The sequence below is a fragment of the Chryseobacterium sp. C2(2020) genome, assembly GCF_014218915.1.
GTDB classification, from domain to species: Bacteria; Bacteroidota; Bacteroidia; order Flavobacteriales; family Weeksellaceae; genus Chryseobacterium; species Chryseobacterium mucoviscidosis.
In genome coordinates this window covers 82634-99698 of the sequence record NZ_JACLCT010000012.1, presented here as the reverse complement: position 1 = coordinate 99698, position 17065 = coordinate 82634, and the positions used below count along the sequence as shown (strand labels likewise).

Annotated in this window: 12 protein-coding genes; 7 read left to right on the top strand and 5 right to left on the bottom strand. The window is 35.7% G+C overall.

What is annotated here, in order from left to right; genetic code table 11:
• Nucleotides 1–60: 60 nt before the first annotated feature.
• The gene (locus H6W52_RS09140) at nt 61–1254 is read right to left on the bottom strand and encodes a pyridoxal phosphate-dependent aminotransferase (protein ID WP_116099555.1); all 1194 of its coding nucleotides are present in this window, start codon (nt 1252–1254) and stop codon (nt 61–63) included.
• 145 nt (nt 1255–1399) lie between these two features.
• Here H6W52_RS09140 and H6W52_RS09135 point away from each other — a divergent pair, with 145 nt between their 5' ends.
• The 5 genes from H6W52_RS09135 (at nt 1400) to H6W52_RS09115 (ending at nt 6973) form a co-directional block, all read left to right on the top strand.
• Entirely contained in the window at nt 1400–2221 is an 822-nt protein-coding gene (locus H6W52_RS09135) for a GLPGLI family protein (protein ID WP_116099554.1), read from the top strand.
• 85 nt (nt 2222–2306) lie between these two features.
• Nucleotides 2307–2942: a 16S rRNA (guanine(527)-N(7))-methyltransferase RsmG gene (gene rsmG, locus H6W52_RS09130; protein ID WP_116099553.1), complete on the top strand. Its 636-nt coding sequence runs from the start codon at nt 2307–2309 to the stop codon at nt 2940–2942.
• 390 nt (nt 2943–3332) lie between these two features.
• Complete coding sequence (locus H6W52_RS09125; RefSeq protein ID WP_116099552.1) at nt 3333–3740, top strand: hypothetical protein; 408 nt, start codon at nt 3333–3335, stop codon at nt 3738–3740.
• Nucleotides 3741–3746: 6 nt separating this feature from the next.
• The gene (locus H6W52_RS09120) at nt 3747–4283 is read left to right on the top strand and encodes a DUF922 domain-containing protein (RefSeq protein WP_116099551.1); all 537 of its coding nucleotides are present in this window, start codon (nt 3747–3749) and stop codon (nt 4281–4283) included.
• The gene (locus H6W52_RS09115; RefSeq protein ID WP_116099550.1) at nt 4280–6973 is read left to right on the top strand and encodes a PD-(D/E)XK nuclease family protein; all 2694 of its coding nucleotides are present in this window, start codon (nt 4280–4282) and stop codon (nt 6971–6973) included. Before H6W52_RS09120 ends, H6W52_RS09115 begins: the two co-directional genes overlap by 4 nt.
• 59 nt (nt 6974–7032) lie before the next feature.
• On the opposite strand, the gene H6W52_RS09110 is transcribed toward H6W52_RS09115, so the two are convergent.
• From H6W52_RS09110 to H6W52_RS09095, 4 genes are all read right to left on the bottom strand, one after another.
• Nucleotides 7033–8979 (bottom strand): T9SS type A sorting domain-containing protein, encoded by a 1947-nt coding sequence (locus H6W52_RS09110; RefSeq protein WP_116099549.1) that lies wholly within the window; start codon nt 8977–8979, stop codon nt 7033–7035.
• Between the two features lie 164 nt (nt 8980–9143).
• The gene (locus tag H6W52_RS09105; RefSeq protein ID WP_116099548.1) at nt 9144–10322 is read right to left on the bottom strand and encodes an acyl-CoA dehydrogenase family protein; all 1179 of its coding nucleotides are present in this window, start codon (nt 10320–10322) and stop codon (nt 9144–9146) included.
• Between the two features lie 120 nt (nt 10323–10442).
• Nucleotides 10443–11231 (bottom strand): NUDIX hydrolase, encoded by a 789-nt coding sequence (locus H6W52_RS09100; protein ID WP_076390384.1) that lies wholly within the window; start codon nt 11229–11231, stop codon nt 10443–10445.
• Nucleotides 11232–11253: 22 nt separating this feature from the next.
• Nucleotides 11254–12441: an MFS transporter gene (locus H6W52_RS09095; protein ID WP_228457558.1), complete on the bottom strand. Its 1188-nt coding sequence runs from the start codon at nt 12439–12441 to the stop codon at nt 11254–11256.
• Between the two features lie 178 nt (nt 12442–12619).
• Here H6W52_RS09095 and H6W52_RS09090 point away from each other — a divergent pair, with 178 nt between their 5' ends.
• The gene (locus tag H6W52_RS09090) at nt 12620–15526 is read left to right on the top strand and encodes a SusC/RagA family TonB-linked outer membrane protein (protein WP_116099546.1); all 2907 of its coding nucleotides are present in this window, start codon (nt 12620–12622) and stop codon (nt 15524–15526) included.
• An 11-nt stretch (nt 15527–15537) separates the two neighbouring features.
• Nucleotides 15538–17058 (top strand): RagB/SusD family nutrient uptake outer membrane protein, encoded by a 1521-nt coding sequence (locus H6W52_RS09085; RefSeq protein ID WP_116099545.1) that lies wholly within the window; start codon nt 15538–15540, stop codon nt 17056–17058.
• The last annotated feature ends 7 nt before the right edge of the window (nt 17059–17065 follow it).

Sequence of the window (17065 nt, the reverse complement as noted above, 5' to 3'; positions counted from 1 at the left end):
TTTTGCGGTTAAATAAAAGTTTAAACAGACTTATTATTTAAAAAAATGCTTAAATTATTCTTAGTTAAATTTATCCAGTAAATCTTTAATTCTTTTCATGGCTTCTTTTAAATCTTCCTCCGAAGCCGCATAAGAAAATCTGATGCATTCAGGGCTTCCGAAAGAAACTCCGCCAACACATCCCACATGAGCATTTTCGAGAAGGAACATCGCAAAATCATCAGAATCTTTAATTTCTGTTCCGTCTAATGTTTTTCCGATGTAATGCGATACATCTGGGAAGAAATAAAACGCTGCTTTAGGTAAAACTACTTTAAAACCTGGGATTTCTTTAATTAAATCATAAACCAGATCCCTTCTTTTTTTGAAAGCATCAATCATGTATTTATACTCCGAAGGATCGGTCTGTAAGGCTGTGATAGAAGCTCTCTGAGCCATGGTATTCGCTCCGCTCGTCATTTGTCCCTGAATTTTTTCACACGCTTTAGCCAGCCATTCCGGACACGCAGAATATCCGATTCTCCATCCTGTCATCGCGAACGCTTTAGACATTCCGTTAATAACGGCAGTCTGTTCGTAAACCTCTGGAAACTGAGCAATCGACGTTGTTTTCGTTTCGTAGTTGATGAATTCGTAGATTTCGTCTGAAATTACCGTTACATGAGGATATTTGGCAATCACTTTTGCCAGAGATTTCAGTTCATCATACGTGTAATATCCGCCAGAAGGGTTGCACGGTGAGCTGAACAGGACAGCCTTTGTCTTATCTGTAATGGCTTCTTCAAGCTGTTCCGCAGTGATTTTAAAATCCGTTACATATGAAGTCGGAAGCATCACAGAAACTCCGCCCATCATTTTTACCATTTCATCATAGCTTACCCAGTAAGGATTCGGAAGAATTACTTCATCTCCATCGTTAAGAAGAGCAGCCAGAACATTTAAAATCGCCTGTTTTGCACCGTTGGAAACGCAGATCTGTGTTGGTTTATATTCTAAATTATTATCTCGTTTTAATTTGTGAGCAATCGCTTCACGAAGTTCTAAAAATCCGGGAACAGGAGAGTAGTGACTGTAATTTTGGTTAATGGCATCAAAAGCAGCCTGTTTGATATTGTCCGGAACATCGAAATCGGGTTCCCCTAAAGTAAGGCTTATAACATCTATTCCGCTGGTTTTCATTTCTCTAGCCTTATTCGACATAACAAAAGTTTGTGAGTAACCAAGTCTTTGTACTCTATCTGAAAGTTTCTCCATGTAATTATTTCTATTTTAACAAATATAATAAAAAGTATTTCTTCAGAAATTAAAATACAGCCGGAGTAAGCTTTTTTGTCTGCGTCAGTGTTTTATCACTATATTTGTAGTTATTCAATATAAAATTAAAACACCAGTCATCATTATGTACAAATTTCTGTTTCTTTTTATCGTTTCACTGGCTTCGGCTCAGAATTACCGCTTTGTGTACGAATACAGGATGAGGCCGGATCTCAATAAAAAAGATTCCATTATTACAGATTATATGAATCTGGATACGGACGGTAAGAAATCCTATTTTTATAACGCGGCGAAATACGAAAGAGATTCTGCTTATGCGGCTACAAAAAGTTATAAGGATTTGCTTTCGTCTAAAAACTATGACCAGAATCTCAGCTATATCATTGAAAAAGATTATGCTAAAAAAACAGCTAACTTTTATGATAAGTTTAAGACCGTCAGTATGTTAATTCCGGATAATGAAGCTCCGAAATGGAAAATTGAAAAAGAATTTTTAAAAATTAATAATATAGATTGCCAGAAAGCTACGGCAAATTTTAAAGGAAGAAACTGGGAAGCGTGGTTCAGCAAAGATTATCCGGTTAACGACGGACCGTACAGATTTTCAGGACTTCCCGGACTGGTGGTAAGCCTTAAAGATTCTGAAAATGATCACGTTTTTAATTTAATTCAGATTAAAAAAATCAACGGAATTTTTTCGCTTGTCCCAAAATCTACAAAGCAGATGACTTTTGCAGAGTATAAAAAAGCGATAGGAGGTTTTAGTTTCAGCAACGACGATGTGGAAAGTATAAGCATCAATAAACAGATAGGGAAAGTTGATATCCAATTGAAAGACGGTTACATAGCAAAGCTCGGAACTGATGATATGAAATCCGGAAAACTGGATGAGAAAATTTCTAAATTACTGAAAAGAACCAACAATTATATCGAAAAAGAGGAGTAAAGAAATTTCTGAAAGGTAAATCTTGGTTTTGATAATTTGAATAAAGCTGATAAAAAACTTATTTTTGCTTTTTATAATAATTTACATGTCTACAACGTTACTACTAAAATACTTTCCGGATCTTACAGAAAATCAGATCGATCAGTTCAATAAACTGGAGGTTTTATATCATGAATGGAATGAAAAAATCAATGTGATCTCAAGAAAAGATATGGAATCTCTGTACGAAAAGCATATTTTACATTCTTTGGGAATTGCAAAAGTGATGGAATTTGCTCCCGGAACAAAAGTTTTGGACATTGGAACAGGCGGTGGTTTTCCCGGAATTCCTCTGGCAATTTTGTTTCCTGAAACTCAATTTACTTTAATTGATTCTATCGGAAAGAAAATAACGGTGGTAAATGCTGTTGCAGAAGGAGCCGGATTAAAAAACGTAACCGCAATCCACGGAAGAGCTGAAAAATTAAAGGAAAAATTCCATTTTGTAGTAAGCCGTGCCGTAACACAGATGCCTGAATTTTTAAGATGGCTGAAAGGTAAATTCGAGAAAGAACAGTTCAATACAAAGCATAATGGCGTTCTGTATCTGAAAGGAGGGGATCTTGCTGAAGAACTTGCCGGACTGAAATGTGAAATTTTCAGCCTGAAAAGTTATTTTGACGAAGAATTTTACGATACAAAAAAAGTAGTGTATCTTTCTAAAGGTAATTTTAATTCTTAATTTTGTATTTAGCTTGTTTAAACAAATTTGAAAATTAACCGCAAAAGTCACAAAAGATCAGCACAATGCGACATTAAAATATCTAAAGCTCCCAAAAGAATAAAAATCAAAGATTTTTAAAAACTATTGTGATCTTTTTTATTTATAATTATTAACTTTAAATAAAACGTTTAATGAATGTCCGTAATTTATTATCATTGAAAAACCTTTGAGTTCTTTGCTGAGTGAAACGCCTTTGCGAACTTAAAAGCAGTTGGTATATAAAAGAATCTTTGCGATTCTTTGCGTTAAAAGCAATATGATTAATATAACGGATAATCAAAAAGTTTAAACACATTTTGTTAAATAATAAATTCTGATATTTTTAATAATAATCTAAATTTTGTAACTATGAAAAAGTTTCTCCATTTTGGGTTTTCTGCATTAGTTTTAGGATTATTTTTTACATCTTGTAACAATGATGATGACTATAACACCATAGAATCTGTTGATAAAATTAAAATTGACAGTGTGAGAATTGTTAACGATACGATGGATGTATTTTCAGTTCAGAGTATTAAGACTTATTCTACTTATCCTTCTCATTGTCAGGGTTTTTATGGGTATGATTATGTGCATAACGATAATTTAACAAGAACCGTTACGGCTTATAAATACATTACGAACGGACCGTGTACGGAAAAAACATACACTTCCGCCAATCAGATCAATTTCAGTCCGCAACAGATTGGGAAATACACTTTTAAATTCTGGAATGGCGGCAACAACTGGATCACCAAAACAATAGTAGTTCAATAAAAATAAATGAAAGGAGTTTTTGCAGCTTGTTTTCTGATTTCCAATATTGTATTCGGTCAGAAAATAAAGTGGGAAGAGGGAAAAAAATTGAATTGGAGCAATTTTAAAAGCAAAGTCAATAACCAGCGTGGAGAGAATGTCGTGGCATATACCAACTGTGGCTGGACGTATTCTTACGTAAAATCTTCCAATCCGAAAGCTCCGGTAAAAATTACGATTCAGACGATTTTTAACGAAAACCAATCGTGGAAAGACGTTAAAAGAATCAATGATTATGTGCTGCTTCATGAGCAGAAGCATTTTGATGTTGCCGAAGTTTTTGCCCGCAAACTGAGAAAAGAAGTTTCGGAAAAGATTAAAAACGGAGCTGATTTCGACAGATATTTTAAAACCATTTACAATACGATCCTTAAAGAATATCAGGATTTCCAGAAAACTTATGACGGCGAAACAAGGAACGGAATGGTAGAGGAAAAGCAGGCGGAATACAACCGTATTATTGCTGAACAACTGGAAAATTACAAAAACTATAAAACCTCTTGAAATTCCTCAATAAAATCATCAGCGAATTATTAACCCAGAATTCCGATTTATCTGAATTTAACATCGTTCTGCCCGGAAAACGTCCCATTGTTTTCATCAGACGAATTCTTGAGGAAAACAATTACTCCGGATTTCTGCCGAACTTTTTTACAATTGAAGAACTGATTGATAAAATTGCCGACAAACAGCAGATTCAGGGAATTGCACTCTGGCTTTTCGCTTTTGATGTGTATAAAAGTCTGAACCTGATTCCCAATGACGATTTTTCAGAATTTCTGAAATGGTTTCCCACCTTGCAGAAAGACTGGGACGATATCCTGAAATTCTCAGAAAGCGATGAAGCCGTTTTACGGTATATGTTTGATGAAGAGCGGATTAAAGAATGGGCGCAGGATTTGGGAGAAGATGATGAAGGTCCGAGAAAAAAATTCCTTAATTTCTGGAAAAACATGAATGTCTTTCTTCCCGTTCTCAAGAAAAAACTGAAGGAGAAAAACTGGGCAACTTCCGGAATGATCAACGAAACGGCAAAAGCAAAGATTGATGAATTTGCCAAAAATACCGAAGAAAAATTCGTATTCTGCGGCTTTAATGCCTTTACTCCGGCGGAAGAAAAGCTTGTAAGAAGTCTTCTGCAATGGGACAAAGGACAGTGCTTTTTTCAGGCAGATCATTATTATTTTGATGATGAAAGACAGGAAGCAGGAAAGTTTTTAAGAAACCATAAAACGTGGAAAGAATTTGATGATCACCGTCTTTTTCAATGGATTGAAGACGACTTTAATCAGCCCAAAAACATAAAAGTTTACGAAGTTTCAGGAAATATTACCCAGACGAAAATTTTACCGGAAATCTTCAAAGAAATAGAAAATAAAACCTACTCCGATACTGCGGTGGTTTTGCTGGATGAAAATCTGCTTCCTGCAAGTCTGGATGTGATGCACGGCGTTCCCAATCTGAATATAACGATGGGTTTTCCTCTGAAAAATCTTTCTTTTTCGAATGCCGTAAAACAGCTTTTTTATCTTCAGAAACAACTCGAGAAAAACAAATCGTCATATTATTACCGCGATATTTTTCCGATTCTGGAAGAGTTGCCGAAATCTGCTGAAGATGAACTGGTGATCAATAATTTTAAAGCGAAAATCGAAGAACGCAATATCGTTTACATTTCCAAAAAGCTTTTTTATGAATTGTTACATGAACTTTCATACTATAATTTATTGAAAAAAGCAGATTCTACAAGTGTTTATTTAGATTCTTTAATTGAATTCTGTAAGCAGATCAAATGGCTGGAAATTGATGATATTCAGTATGAAAACGTTTCCCATTTCGAAAATGCTTTCAGAATTATCAAAAATCAGTTATCTCCTTATCAGTTTGAAATTAAAATGGAAACGCTGGAAATTCTGATTAATCAGCATATTAATTCAGAAAGTATTGATTTTCAGGGGGAGCCTTTGAGGGGGTTGCAAATCATGGGACTTCTGGAAACCCGTCTCCTGAATTTTGAAAATGTGATTATGCTTTCTGTAAACGAAGGGAAATTACCACTCGGAAATTCACAGAATACGTATATTCCTTTTGATATCAGAAGATTTTTTGATCTTCACACCTTTTTGGAAAACGACAGTATTTATGCCTATCATTTTTACCGGTTGATTCAGGATTCTAAAAATGTACATTTATTGTTTAATGCCCTAAGTTCCGGAGTAAATACGGGAGAGAAAAGCCGTTTCATCACCCAGATCGAAATGGAAAGTTCTCACAATATCGAACATCTGATTATTGAAAATTCTTCCGAGCCGATTATTACGCAGCCTATCGAAATTTCAAAAACCGAAATTGTTCTTCAACGGTTGGAAAAATGGAAGGAAAAAGTTTCGGCTTCTCACCTTACAAGCTATCTGTACAATCCGATTGATTTTTACCTTTCCAAGATTTTAAAGACCTCGGAAAGTGATGAAATTGAAGAAGAACTGTCTGTAAAAAACTACGGTAATCTGGTGCATTATACCCTTCAAGAAATTTATGAAGTATTAAAAGGTAAAATATTAAAAGAAAACGATTTAAAAGAATCAGTTAAAGCAATAGATCAATATATCGAAGTGGCTATTGAAAAGCTGAAACATCAGCCGGAATTTTATGAAAAAGGAATGAATTTCATTCATAAAGCCATTGCTAAAAAAGTAATTGAAAATATTTTAAATCATGATCTTGAGTTGATAAAAAGCGGAAACGTACTGGAAATTTTAGACATCGAAAAACGTTTCGAAAATGTAGATTTTTATCTTGATGAAAAAGATAAAGTTTCTTTTTTCGGCTTCATCGACAGGATCGACCGGCTTAACGGAACGTTGAGAATTATCGATTATAAAACGGCAAAGATCAAAAATCTTATCGTAAAGATCGACGAATCCAATGTAGACGAATATTTCCATAACAGCGACCGAAAACAGGCTTTGCAGTTGTGCATTTATCAGTACGTTGTACAAAATCTTCCCGAGTTTTGGGGACTTCCGATTGAGACGGGAATCTGGAGTTTTGCCGAAGCTAAAAAAGGCGTTGTTTCTCTTCAGTTTGACAAAGGGGATATTGATGATGCCATGAAATCCATTAAAAGCCTGATCGAAGAAATTCTGAATCCGGATCTTGCATTTATCGAAAACATAAAACCTTATTCTGCATAAAAAGAATGCATCCGAAACGGATGCACTCATTACGATGAAGGATTGTATGAAGAAAATTACTATAATTTCACTTTTTTATTGAAAGTTTTTCCGTCGTTCTGAATTACCTGAACCACATAAATTCCTGTTTTAATGGTATTTGATTCGAATTGAGAACTGTTTACTTCCTGATTCTGGATCAAATCTCCTGAAATACTGTAAATGCTGATATTTTTAATACCGTTTTTAGCTTTTACAATAATCTGATTATTTTGAGCAATAACTGAAACAGGATCTTCCGTTTTCAGTTCGATGATCTGTTTTTTAAACTGTAAATTATAGAAACGGGTAGTAATTTCAAAAGTAAGATTTTGAGAATCAATAGTATTGAGATTTATTCCTCCGTCTTTAATATACTGTTCCTGAGAAATGGATTTGATAAGATTTTTATTGTCATCAAAAATATTGACCGCTAAAAGTTCTTCCTGATTGATTTTTAAATTCAGAATATTGTTGAGCTCAGATTTTACAATATCCTTTTCTTCTACCGTTTCCGGACTGTTTTTAATGTACGGAATGAGTTTTTCCGAATTATTTTCAGAGACTTTTAATAAATACACCCCATCTTGTAAGGAAGCTAAGTTGTTGTTGCTCACAGCTTTTCGTTCAGCTTTTTCTTTATTGAAATCTGTGACTTCAAGAAGTTCCATATTCTGAAGATCAGGTTTTAGCTGTGATTTATAAATAGAACTGATCCCTGATTGACTATTTTGAGACTGTTTTGAAGTCAGCATTGCCCATTCGTTAAAAAGTCCGCCGCTTCTTAAAGTATTAAATTTGGCATTGGAAGCCAGAATAAAAGGTACGATTCCTCCGATATGTCCTAAAGGTCCCCAGTAAAATGCCTCAAGTTTGTATTTATTCAGATCCCACCACGAATAGTAACCTCTCTGAACGTCAATGGTTTTAGAAGTATTTTCCGGATGAATGGCAAGGTCGACCGTAGAATGTCCTAAAGTCATAGGTGTTTTGTTATACCAGTCGTACACGTCATTTGATTTCAGGCATTGTCTCAATTTGTTATTCTGATTATTCGTAACATCATTTACGAAATTATTGGTAAAAAGTGTTCTCCAAACCAAAGGTCCCCAAAGCAGACCTCCGTTATCCTGAACAACATGATAATTGTAGCGATCCAGATATTCTGAAGAGATTACTTCCGAAATATTGCTGTTATACATTTGGTACCCTGTTTTATTGCAGGTATTAACAACATTGGCGATAAATGAAGTAAACGGATAAACCTGTTTTTCCAGAACGCCCTTCTGCAAAGTAACGCCTGAGAAATCATAAGGTCCGTCTCCCATATAAGCATATTTGAAGTTCAGGTTGTTGGGATTCGAAATGCTCAATTTCTTTAATGTAGACATTGCTGCATGAGCGCCCTGCGAATAACCCGCTAAAAAATATTCGTTGTAGCGTTTTACATTTTGCTGGGCAAGAACTTTATTAGCTGCCGTTACAAAATCAATGGTCGCAGAAGCTTCGGTAGGATAGTGTACATAGGGATGAACTCCGTCTCCGCTTCCCATCCCTACGTAATCGGGAGCCATTAAAATATAACCGTTCAGGACGTAGGAAAGCTCCACTACAAATCCTGCATACAGAACTCCTTTAAGATTGGAAGGTACATTTTGGCGGTTGTCGGTAGTTCCGTGATCCGAAACTACCGTAGAAAGCTTGTAATTGGCTTTGGGATACATCAGAAGTCCGGTTGCCTTTACGAGATTATTTTTCTCGTTTTTTGTGTAATATGTTATTTTATAGGCCTTTAATCCTACATTAAAACTGTTGAGATAATTTATAAAATCAGGAGAATTCTGTTCGCCAAGATTGTTTGAGATAAAACCCGCCACCGCTTGCGGAGTAAGATCAAGTTTTGGTTCAACACTGAAAACGTCTCCGGCTTGTTGCGCAAAATAGAAAGAAGCAGTAAGTCCCAGAAAAAGAGTAATTGATTTTTTCATTATTGTCAATTTTTATTGATGATTAAATTAAAATTTTAAAATAAAACATCAATAATTTTATTAGATCAATAATTATTCAGCGAATATCAATTTTTTTTTTAAAATAAAAAAGTCTGACCAAAAACTGATCAGACTGTGTATTATTTATCACAAAATTTTCTCTTTTAGAAGGCGTTGATTCCTGTAATATCAAGACCTGTAATCAATAAATGAACGTCGTGCGTTCCTTCATACGTAATTACAGATTCTAGGTTTGCGGCGTGGCGCATCATCGGGAATTCACCCATAATTCCCATTCCTCCAAGAATCTGACGGGATTCTCTTGCAATATCAATCGCCATTTTCACGTTGTTTCTTTTTGCCATGGAAATCTGGGCAGGAGTTGCTTTATGATCATTCTTAAGATTTCCTAACTGAAGACAAAGTAACTGAGCTTTAGTGATTTCCGTTAAGAATTCAGCTAATTTCTTCTGTTGCAACTGATAAGATCCGATTGGTTTTCCAAACTGCTTTCTTTCTTTAGAATACTGAACAGCAGTGCAGTAGCAATCAATAGCCGCTCCGATAACCCCCCATGAAATACCATATCTTGCTGAATTTAGACAAGATAAAGGTCCTTTTAGTCCTGTAACTCCCGGAAGAAGATTTTCTTTCGGAACTTTTACATCATTAAAGACCAATTCTCCTGTTTTTGAAGCTCTTAAGCTCCATTTATTGTGAGTTTCGGGCGTTGTAAAACCTTCCATTCCTCTTTCAACAATCAATCCCTGAACTTTTCCTTCTTCATTTTTTGCCCAGACTACGGCAATATCGCAAAGAGGAGAGTTGGTGATCCACATTTTAGCCCCATTCAGAAGGTAATGATCTCCCAAGTCTTTAAAATGTGTTTCCATAGAACCCGGATCGGAACCATGATTAGGCTCCGTTAAACCGAAAGAACCGATCATTTCTCCGGCAGCTAATTTGGGTAAATATTTTCTTTTCTGTTCTTCCGAACCGAATTCATTAATAGGGAACATCACCAGAGAACTTTGCACAGAGGCAGCAGAACGTACTGCAGAATCACCTCTTTCAAGCTCCTGCATAATCAGACCGTAAGAAATCTGATCCAGTCCGGAACCGCCGTATTCAACCGGAATATAGGGTCCTAAAGCTCCGATTTGTCCCAATTCCTTCATTAAATTCGGGATGTCGGTGTGGTTTTGGGCAGCATTATCAATCTGTGGCATTACAAAACTTTCCACCCAGTCTCTTACAGACTGTCGGATAAGTTTATGTTCTTCAGTAAGTAAAGCATCGATCCCGTAATAATCGGGAATGCTCGTAAGGGAATAATATGACATTATATTTTAATTTTCCTAAAAATAAGACTTTTCACTATTTCAGAGAAATTTTTTTTAAATGACTTTTATCTGTTGATTTTTAGATATTTAAATTGAATTTTAAATACAAAACATCAGAAATTAATTTTCCGCTTCGTTTGAAATAGGGTACTGGTTTGTCGGATTGTAGATTCTGGTTTTAAACTTGTACAAATACGGAGCTTTATTGGCAGAACCGTCGTACAGTTTTTCGAGGCGGTCTAAAATATTAAGACTTAAAATTTTACGCTGAAAATTATTCCTTCTGAATTTTTCACCCAAAATCGTTTCATACAGACATTGCAGATCTTTCATGGTAAATTTTTCAGGAAGAAGATTACTTGCTGCTACTTCCGTATTGATGTTCATTCTGAGATATTCCAGTCCGGTTTCGATAATTCTGTCGTGGTCAAATGCCATTTTGGGCAGTTTATCCACTTCAAACCATTCGCAGCTTTCGTTGAAAGCATCCGGAAAAGTATTTGCCATTGAAAAATCAATCAGACTGCAGTATCCTACCGTAATAAAACGCTGGAAGATCCAGTGATCTTTAGGCACTTCAACGCCTTTGTTTTTAAGTAGAATCTGGTGAACATTATTTTCTGTCCTGTCGATTCTTCCAAAAGTATGAAACTGTTTCAGGAAAATATTCTGGAGATGCGTTCTTTCATACAGAACACGTTCCGCCGCTTCGCGAAGATCTTCGTCATTAAAAACAAAACCTCCGGGAAGAGACCACAAATCCAGATCGTGGTATTTTAAGAGTAAAACTTTCAGGATGTTGTTATGAAAACCAAATATAGTACAGTCTACAGACACGTGTGCTACAAAGTCTTTTGTATCAATAAGTTCCTGAAGGGTTTCCTTACTCTTTTCGTTCTTGATTTTCATGGGATAAAAATAAAATTATTTTCTAAATTTTTTTATCTGCAAATCTAAAATAAATTAAACTAATTGTAAACAACAGAATAACAGCAGATAAAATATACACAGAATAGTAATTCAGAAGCTGATTTCCGAATAAAACCGACATGATGATCGAACTTACAGAGCTTCCCAATGATGAAAAAATAACAATTAGTGACGTTAAAACGTTGGCTTTCGATTTGTCGATTGTGGCAATCATTTTAGAGTTGATGACGGGATAAAGCGGAGATAAAAACAATCCGATAACAGGAAAGAGAAACAGCAGAATTTTAGAATCATCCCATCCGGAAAATTGGATTCCGATGATGATTAAAAGTACTGCAACAATGGATGATAAGCACAGAACATAATATTTCGACAAAGAAAATCTCTGGATCACATTAGCCGTAACAGTTCTTCCAACATAAGAAAACAGAGCTAAAAACGAAGATGCCTGAAGCGCAAAGAAAGAATTGACTTTTAAATGGTTTTTATAAAAAGAAGGCAGCCATGAATTAAAGCTTTGCTCTACAAAAACAATAGAAAAAACAACCGCTAAAAATATGATTAATAAAGGATTGGCAATTCCTGCAACTTCTTTAAAAATATTTTCATTCTTCATCTTTTCAGGCTCCGAAACAGGAAGTTTTGAAAATAAAAAGATCGTTATTGCCGATAATACAGAAATGGATAAAAATCCGAATTTCCAGAATTCTGAAAACTGACTGGAAATGACCCACCCAAACCCGATATTAACCACGAAGATTCCGATCATGAAGGAGGCTTCTACACTATTCATGGTTTTGGCTAAAGATTTTTCATCCGAAATATTGTTTCTGATGATTCCGAAAACGCAGATTTTTCCGATCGCGAAACACGCTCCGATGATGGCAAACCATACTTTATAAAACCAGAATACTTCTACGAAAGGTAAAATAAGGGAACATATCCCAACAATTGTTAAAGCCAGAATCAGGGATTTTTTTGTTCCGGTTTTGCTGATAAAATTAACAGCAAAAAGTGAAATAAAAGCAATGGGAAGATCTTTAAAAGACTCTAAAAAACCAAGCTTATCATAGGTGATTTTGGCTTCCGAAAGTTGAAGAATTACAATGCCCATGCAGTTTAGCACCATGGAGAAAATTAGAAATGTAAGCTTGAGCGGAAGTGAAATTTTGGAGTGCTTGGTCGTCATTTTGGGGATTGATTTTATCTGTTTTTTTGAAATTTTTACTGTTTCTGAAGAAAAATTTATGCCTTCAAATGCCCAAAAATACAGGAAATATTAAAATAGTTATTAATAAAATGTTAAATAATTAAAAAAAAAATATATTTTTATTGTCTCAATTTGAGAATTAAAAAACTAACTGTATATGAATGTAAGAATATCTAGAAGTTTAGGCATGGTTGCGGTGCTGTATTTCACTGCTAATTTCACTGCCCAAAACACAAAGACCGACACCCTTCCAAAAGAACAGAAAATTGAGGAAGTAGTCATGATTGGTTACGGTACTCAGAAAAAGAGTAATGTGACGGGAGCCATCTCGAGTATCAAAGCAAGTGACATCGAAGCGATCCCTGCCGGAAAACCGGAGCAGGTTCTTCAGGGTAGAGCCGCAGGTGTTAACGTAATTTCCAACTCCGGTCAACCGGGATCCAGTGCAACAATTCGTGTAAGAGGAATTACCAGTTTTGGAGCAAGTAATGATCCGTTGTGGGTTGTAGATGGAATTGTGGTAGATGGAATTGGTTGGCTAAACCAATCTGATATTGAAAATATCGAAGTTCTGAAAGATGGAGCTTCATCTGCAATCTATGGAGTTTCTGCTGCAAGAGGAGTTATTTTAGTAACTACAAAAAAAGGTAAAAAAGGAAGATTGAATCTTAGCTATAACGGGTTTTATGGCTTCGGTCATGCATCAAGAAAGCTGGATCTGTTAAATGCAACTCAGTATGCAACAATTCTTAATGAAGCGTATGTAAATGCAGGACAGACTCCGAAATTTGCAAATCCACAATCTCTTGGTGAGGGAACAAACTGGCAGGATGTTATATTCAATACAGGTGAAAGATCCAACCATGAAGTAAGTATTAGTGGAGGAAACGAAAAATCTACTTTTTATGGTTCATTCGGATATTATGATCAGACCGGTATCGTAATGAGTGATATTTCTTATTATAAAAGATTAACCGCTAGATTAAACTCCACTCATAAAGTTACAGACTGGCTTACTTTAGGACAGACGTTTGCTTATACCCATACAAAATCTCAGGGAATCAACTCAAATGGAGAATTTGGAGGTCCTTTGAGTTCTGCAGTAAACTTGGATCCAACGACTCCAATTTTAAATCCTGATTTGTCAGCAGTTCCTGCTGCAGCGAGACCTTTTGTGGTAAGAAATCAAGATGGTATTCCTTACGGCATTTCAAGTCTTGTTCAGAATGAGATGTCAAATCCTTTAGCTTTTAAATATACCCAGTTGGGAAATCATGGATGGTCGGATGATTTCATTGCCAATATCTTTGCGGAAGTAAAGATCACAAAAGACTTAACCTTTAAATCTTCTATCAACGGTAAAAAAGCTTATTGGGGAAGCTGGAATTTTACACCTCTTTATTATTTGAATGCAAATTACAGTAACCTTGGTGTAAACAGTCTCAGCAGAACAACTCAGGAAAAGTTTGAATGGAGTTTAGAAAACACGCTTAATTATCAGAAAAGATTTGGTAAGCATAATTTGAATTTATTGGCAGGTAACGGATACTATGAATATAATATAGGATTGGGGCAAAGTGTTACTCACAGTAAATTACCCATTTCGAATTGGGAAGATGCTTCATTCAACTTTGATGTGGGGAGAGCCAATCAAACTGTAAGTGCATGGGATTACATCAATACACATAAAGTATCTTACTTCGGTAGAGTTGTTTATGATTATGATAATAAATATTTATTAACGGGAACCGTGAGAAGAGATGGCTCGTCTAAATTCGGAGCCAATCAGCACTGGGGGACATTTCCTGCATTCTCATTAGGATGGAATGTAAATAATGAAAATTTCTGGCCGGAAAATAAGATCATTAATACATTGAAACTCCGTGGAGGATACGGTATTTTAGGAAATGACGGAATAGATGATTTCCAGTTTGCCAGCTTCTATGTTTCTGGTGCAAACTATACAGGATATGACAGTACCGGAAATGAAATAATATTGCCCGGATACTATCCAAACACGTTAGCAAACCCTGATCTTAAATGGGAGACAACATCACAGATGAACTTCGCTGCGGATATTAAGTTTTTAAATAATTTTAATTTAACTGTAGATTACTACAAGAAAAAAACTTCAGATATCTTAAGAAAAATATTTATTCCCGGATACGTAGGGGTAACGAATGCTCCTACTGCTAATATTGGAGATATGGAAAATGAAGGGGTAGAAGTGGAGCTTGGATACAAAAAAAACTGGTCAGATTGGGGAGTTTCTGTAAATGGGAATTTTGCTTATCTTAAAAATACGGTTACAAGACTTGAACGCGGAAGAGATTATATCGATGGTCCAGGATTCCAGTCTATGGGACCAGTTTCCAGACTTCAGGTCGGAGAGTCATACGGATCTTTTTACGGATATAATACTTTGGGAATTTTCCAGAATCAGGCACAAATTAATTCTTACGTAAATGCAAACGGACAAATGATTCTTCCAAATGCAAAACCCGGAGATTTTATTTGGGCAGATACCAACGGAGACGGCGTTATTACAGATGCAGATAAAGTAAATCTTGGTAATTCTGTTCCTAAATTTACTTTCGGGATGACCGTAAACCTTAACTACAAAAACTGGGATTTAATGGTTTTTGCTCAGGGACAGGCTGGAAACAAAATTTTTCAGGGACTTAGAAGATTGGATTTATTAAATGCTAATTACCAGACCGCTATTTTAGACAGATGGACGGGAGAAGGCACTTCCAATACTACACCTAGAGTTACCGTTAATGATACTAACCATAACTACACCTGGATGTCAAATTACTATTTGCAGAAAGGAGATTATGTAAGAATTAAGCTTGTACAATTAGGATATACACTACCACAATCTGCTACGCAAAATTTCGGTGTTAATAAACTTAGACTTTATGTAACCGGAGAAAACTTGTTTACATTTACGAAGTATACAGGATATGATCCTGAAATTGCAGCAGGAGATAGTTTCGGAATAGACAGAGCCTATTATCCACAAGCCAGAACTTTTATCTTTGGAGCTAATATTACATTCTAAAAATTTTAAAAATGAAAAACAAAATATATAAAATATCCTTAGCAGTATCATTACTTTTAGGAACAGGCTTGGTAAATGTGGCTTGTAACAATTCTAATCTTGAAGATGTAGAATACAAAGGTGCTTTCGATACAAACAACTTTTTCAGAAATGAACAGGAATGTTTCTTTGCACTTATAGGTACTTACGATGTATTGAGAAAATATGCGGGCGGATTTGAAAATATGGTCACTTTTTTCAATGCAGGTTCCGATGATTTCTACGCTGGAGGTGGAAGCTCTACAGATGGTGCCGGAATTCAGGGGTTCTCAAACTTTCAGATCAATCCGAATATCATGCCTACAAGTTACTGGAGAGATTATTATCAGGGAATTTCCAGAGCTAATGTTCTTATTGAAAAAATTCCTCAGGCTAATATGAGTGATGCGGTAAAAAGCAGATTTACGGCAGAAGCAAAAGCATTAAGAGCATTATATTATTTTGATCTTGTAAGAACATTTAAAAATGTTCCATTAATTTTAAAAGAAATTAAAGCTTCAGATGATTACTATAATATTCCACAGGCTGCTCTATCCGAAGTATACACACAGATAGAATCAGATTTGTTAGCTGCTATTCCTAATTTACCTGTTACAGTAAGCGGAACCGAAAGAGGCAGACTTACTCAGGGAGCCGCAAAAGCATTGCTAGGGAAAGTTTATTTATATGAAAATAAGAAAACAGAAGCTGCTGCACAATTTGCTGATGTAAACGGAACTCCGGGAGGGTCAAATACCTATGGTTATAAACTTGTCTCTAATTTTGCTGACCTTTGGGTTACAGATAATAAATTTACCACAGAATCTATTCTTGAAGTAATGCATACCAATCAGGGGAGTTCAGACTGGGGCTTTTGGGGACAGGGCAGAGATGAAGGAAACTCTATTTGCGTGATGACTGCTCCGCGAGGCTACAGCAGATTATCTCCTACAGCTCCTGATGTTGTTGCAGGTTGGGCTTTTAATACCGTAACAGAAAATCTTTTCACTTTTATGCAGGGAGACCCAAGAATGGACGCTTCTATTTTAAATGTAAAATTGTTGAAACAACAAGGAAAAGCAAATTACTCTCCTGCATACATGGATTCCGGATATTTCTTAAATAAATATATGCCTACACAGGATGAAAAAACAACATTGCCTGGACCGGCAGAACTGAACTATCGTCAGAATTATATTCTTATCAGATTGGCAGATACCTATCTTATGGAAGCGGAAGCATTAAATGGAACAGGAGCGAGAGCACAACTATTGCTTGATGCAGTAAGAGTAAGAGCGGGTTTATCCTCAATTCCGGTTACTTTACAGGCAGTGAAAGATGAGAGAAGGAGAGAGCTTATTGGGGAAGGACACAGATTCTTTGATCTGGTAAGATGGGGAGAAGCATCTTCTAAATTGGCATTTAAAGGATTTACAGCAGGTAAAAACGAAATTCTGCCAATTCCTTTTACTGAGTTAACGGGAACTGTTCTTAAACAAAATCCTGGATATTAAAAGACCT

Coding starts and splice junctions, on each gene's coding strand:
- H6W52_RS09125 (WP_116099552.1), top strand. CDS start 3,333: ATGAAAAAGTTTCTCCATTTTGGGTTTTCTGCATTAGTTTTAGGATTA.
- H6W52_RS09095 (WP_228457558.1), bottom strand. CDS start 12,441: ATGACGACCAAGCACTCCAAAATTTCACTTCCGCTCAAGCTTACATTT.
- rsmG (WP_116099553.1), top strand. CDS start 2,307: ATGTCTACAACGTTACTACTAAAATACTTTCCGGATCTTACAGAAAAT.
- H6W52_RS09135 (WP_116099554.1), top strand. CDS start 1,400: ATGTACAAATTTCTGTTTCTTTTTATCGTTTCACTGGCTTCGGCTCAG.
- H6W52_RS09120 (WP_116099551.1), top strand. CDS start 3,747: ATGAAAGGAGTTTTTGCAGCTTGTTTTCTGATTTCCAATATTGTATTC.
- H6W52_RS09105 (WP_116099548.1), bottom strand. CDS start 10,322: ATGTCATATTATTCCCTTACGAGCATTCCCGATTATTACGGGATCGAT.
- H6W52_RS09100 (WP_076390384.1), bottom strand. CDS start 11,231: ATGAAAATCAAGAACGAAAAGAGTAAGGAAACCCTTCAGGAACTTATT.
- H6W52_RS09140 (WP_116099555.1), bottom strand. CDS start 1,254: ATGGAGAAACTTTCAGATAGAGTACAAAGACTTGGTTACTCACAAACT.
- H6W52_RS09110 (WP_116099549.1), bottom strand. CDS start 8,979: ATGAAAAAATCAATTACTCTTTTTCTGGGACTTACTGCTTCTTTCTAT.
- H6W52_RS09090 (WP_116099546.1), top strand. CDS start 12,620: ATGAATGTAAGAATATCTAGAAGTTTAGGCATGGTTGCGGTGCTGTAT.
- H6W52_RS09085 (WP_116099545.1), top strand. CDS start 15,538: ATGAAAAACAAAATATATAAAATATCCTTAGCAGTATCATTACTTTTA.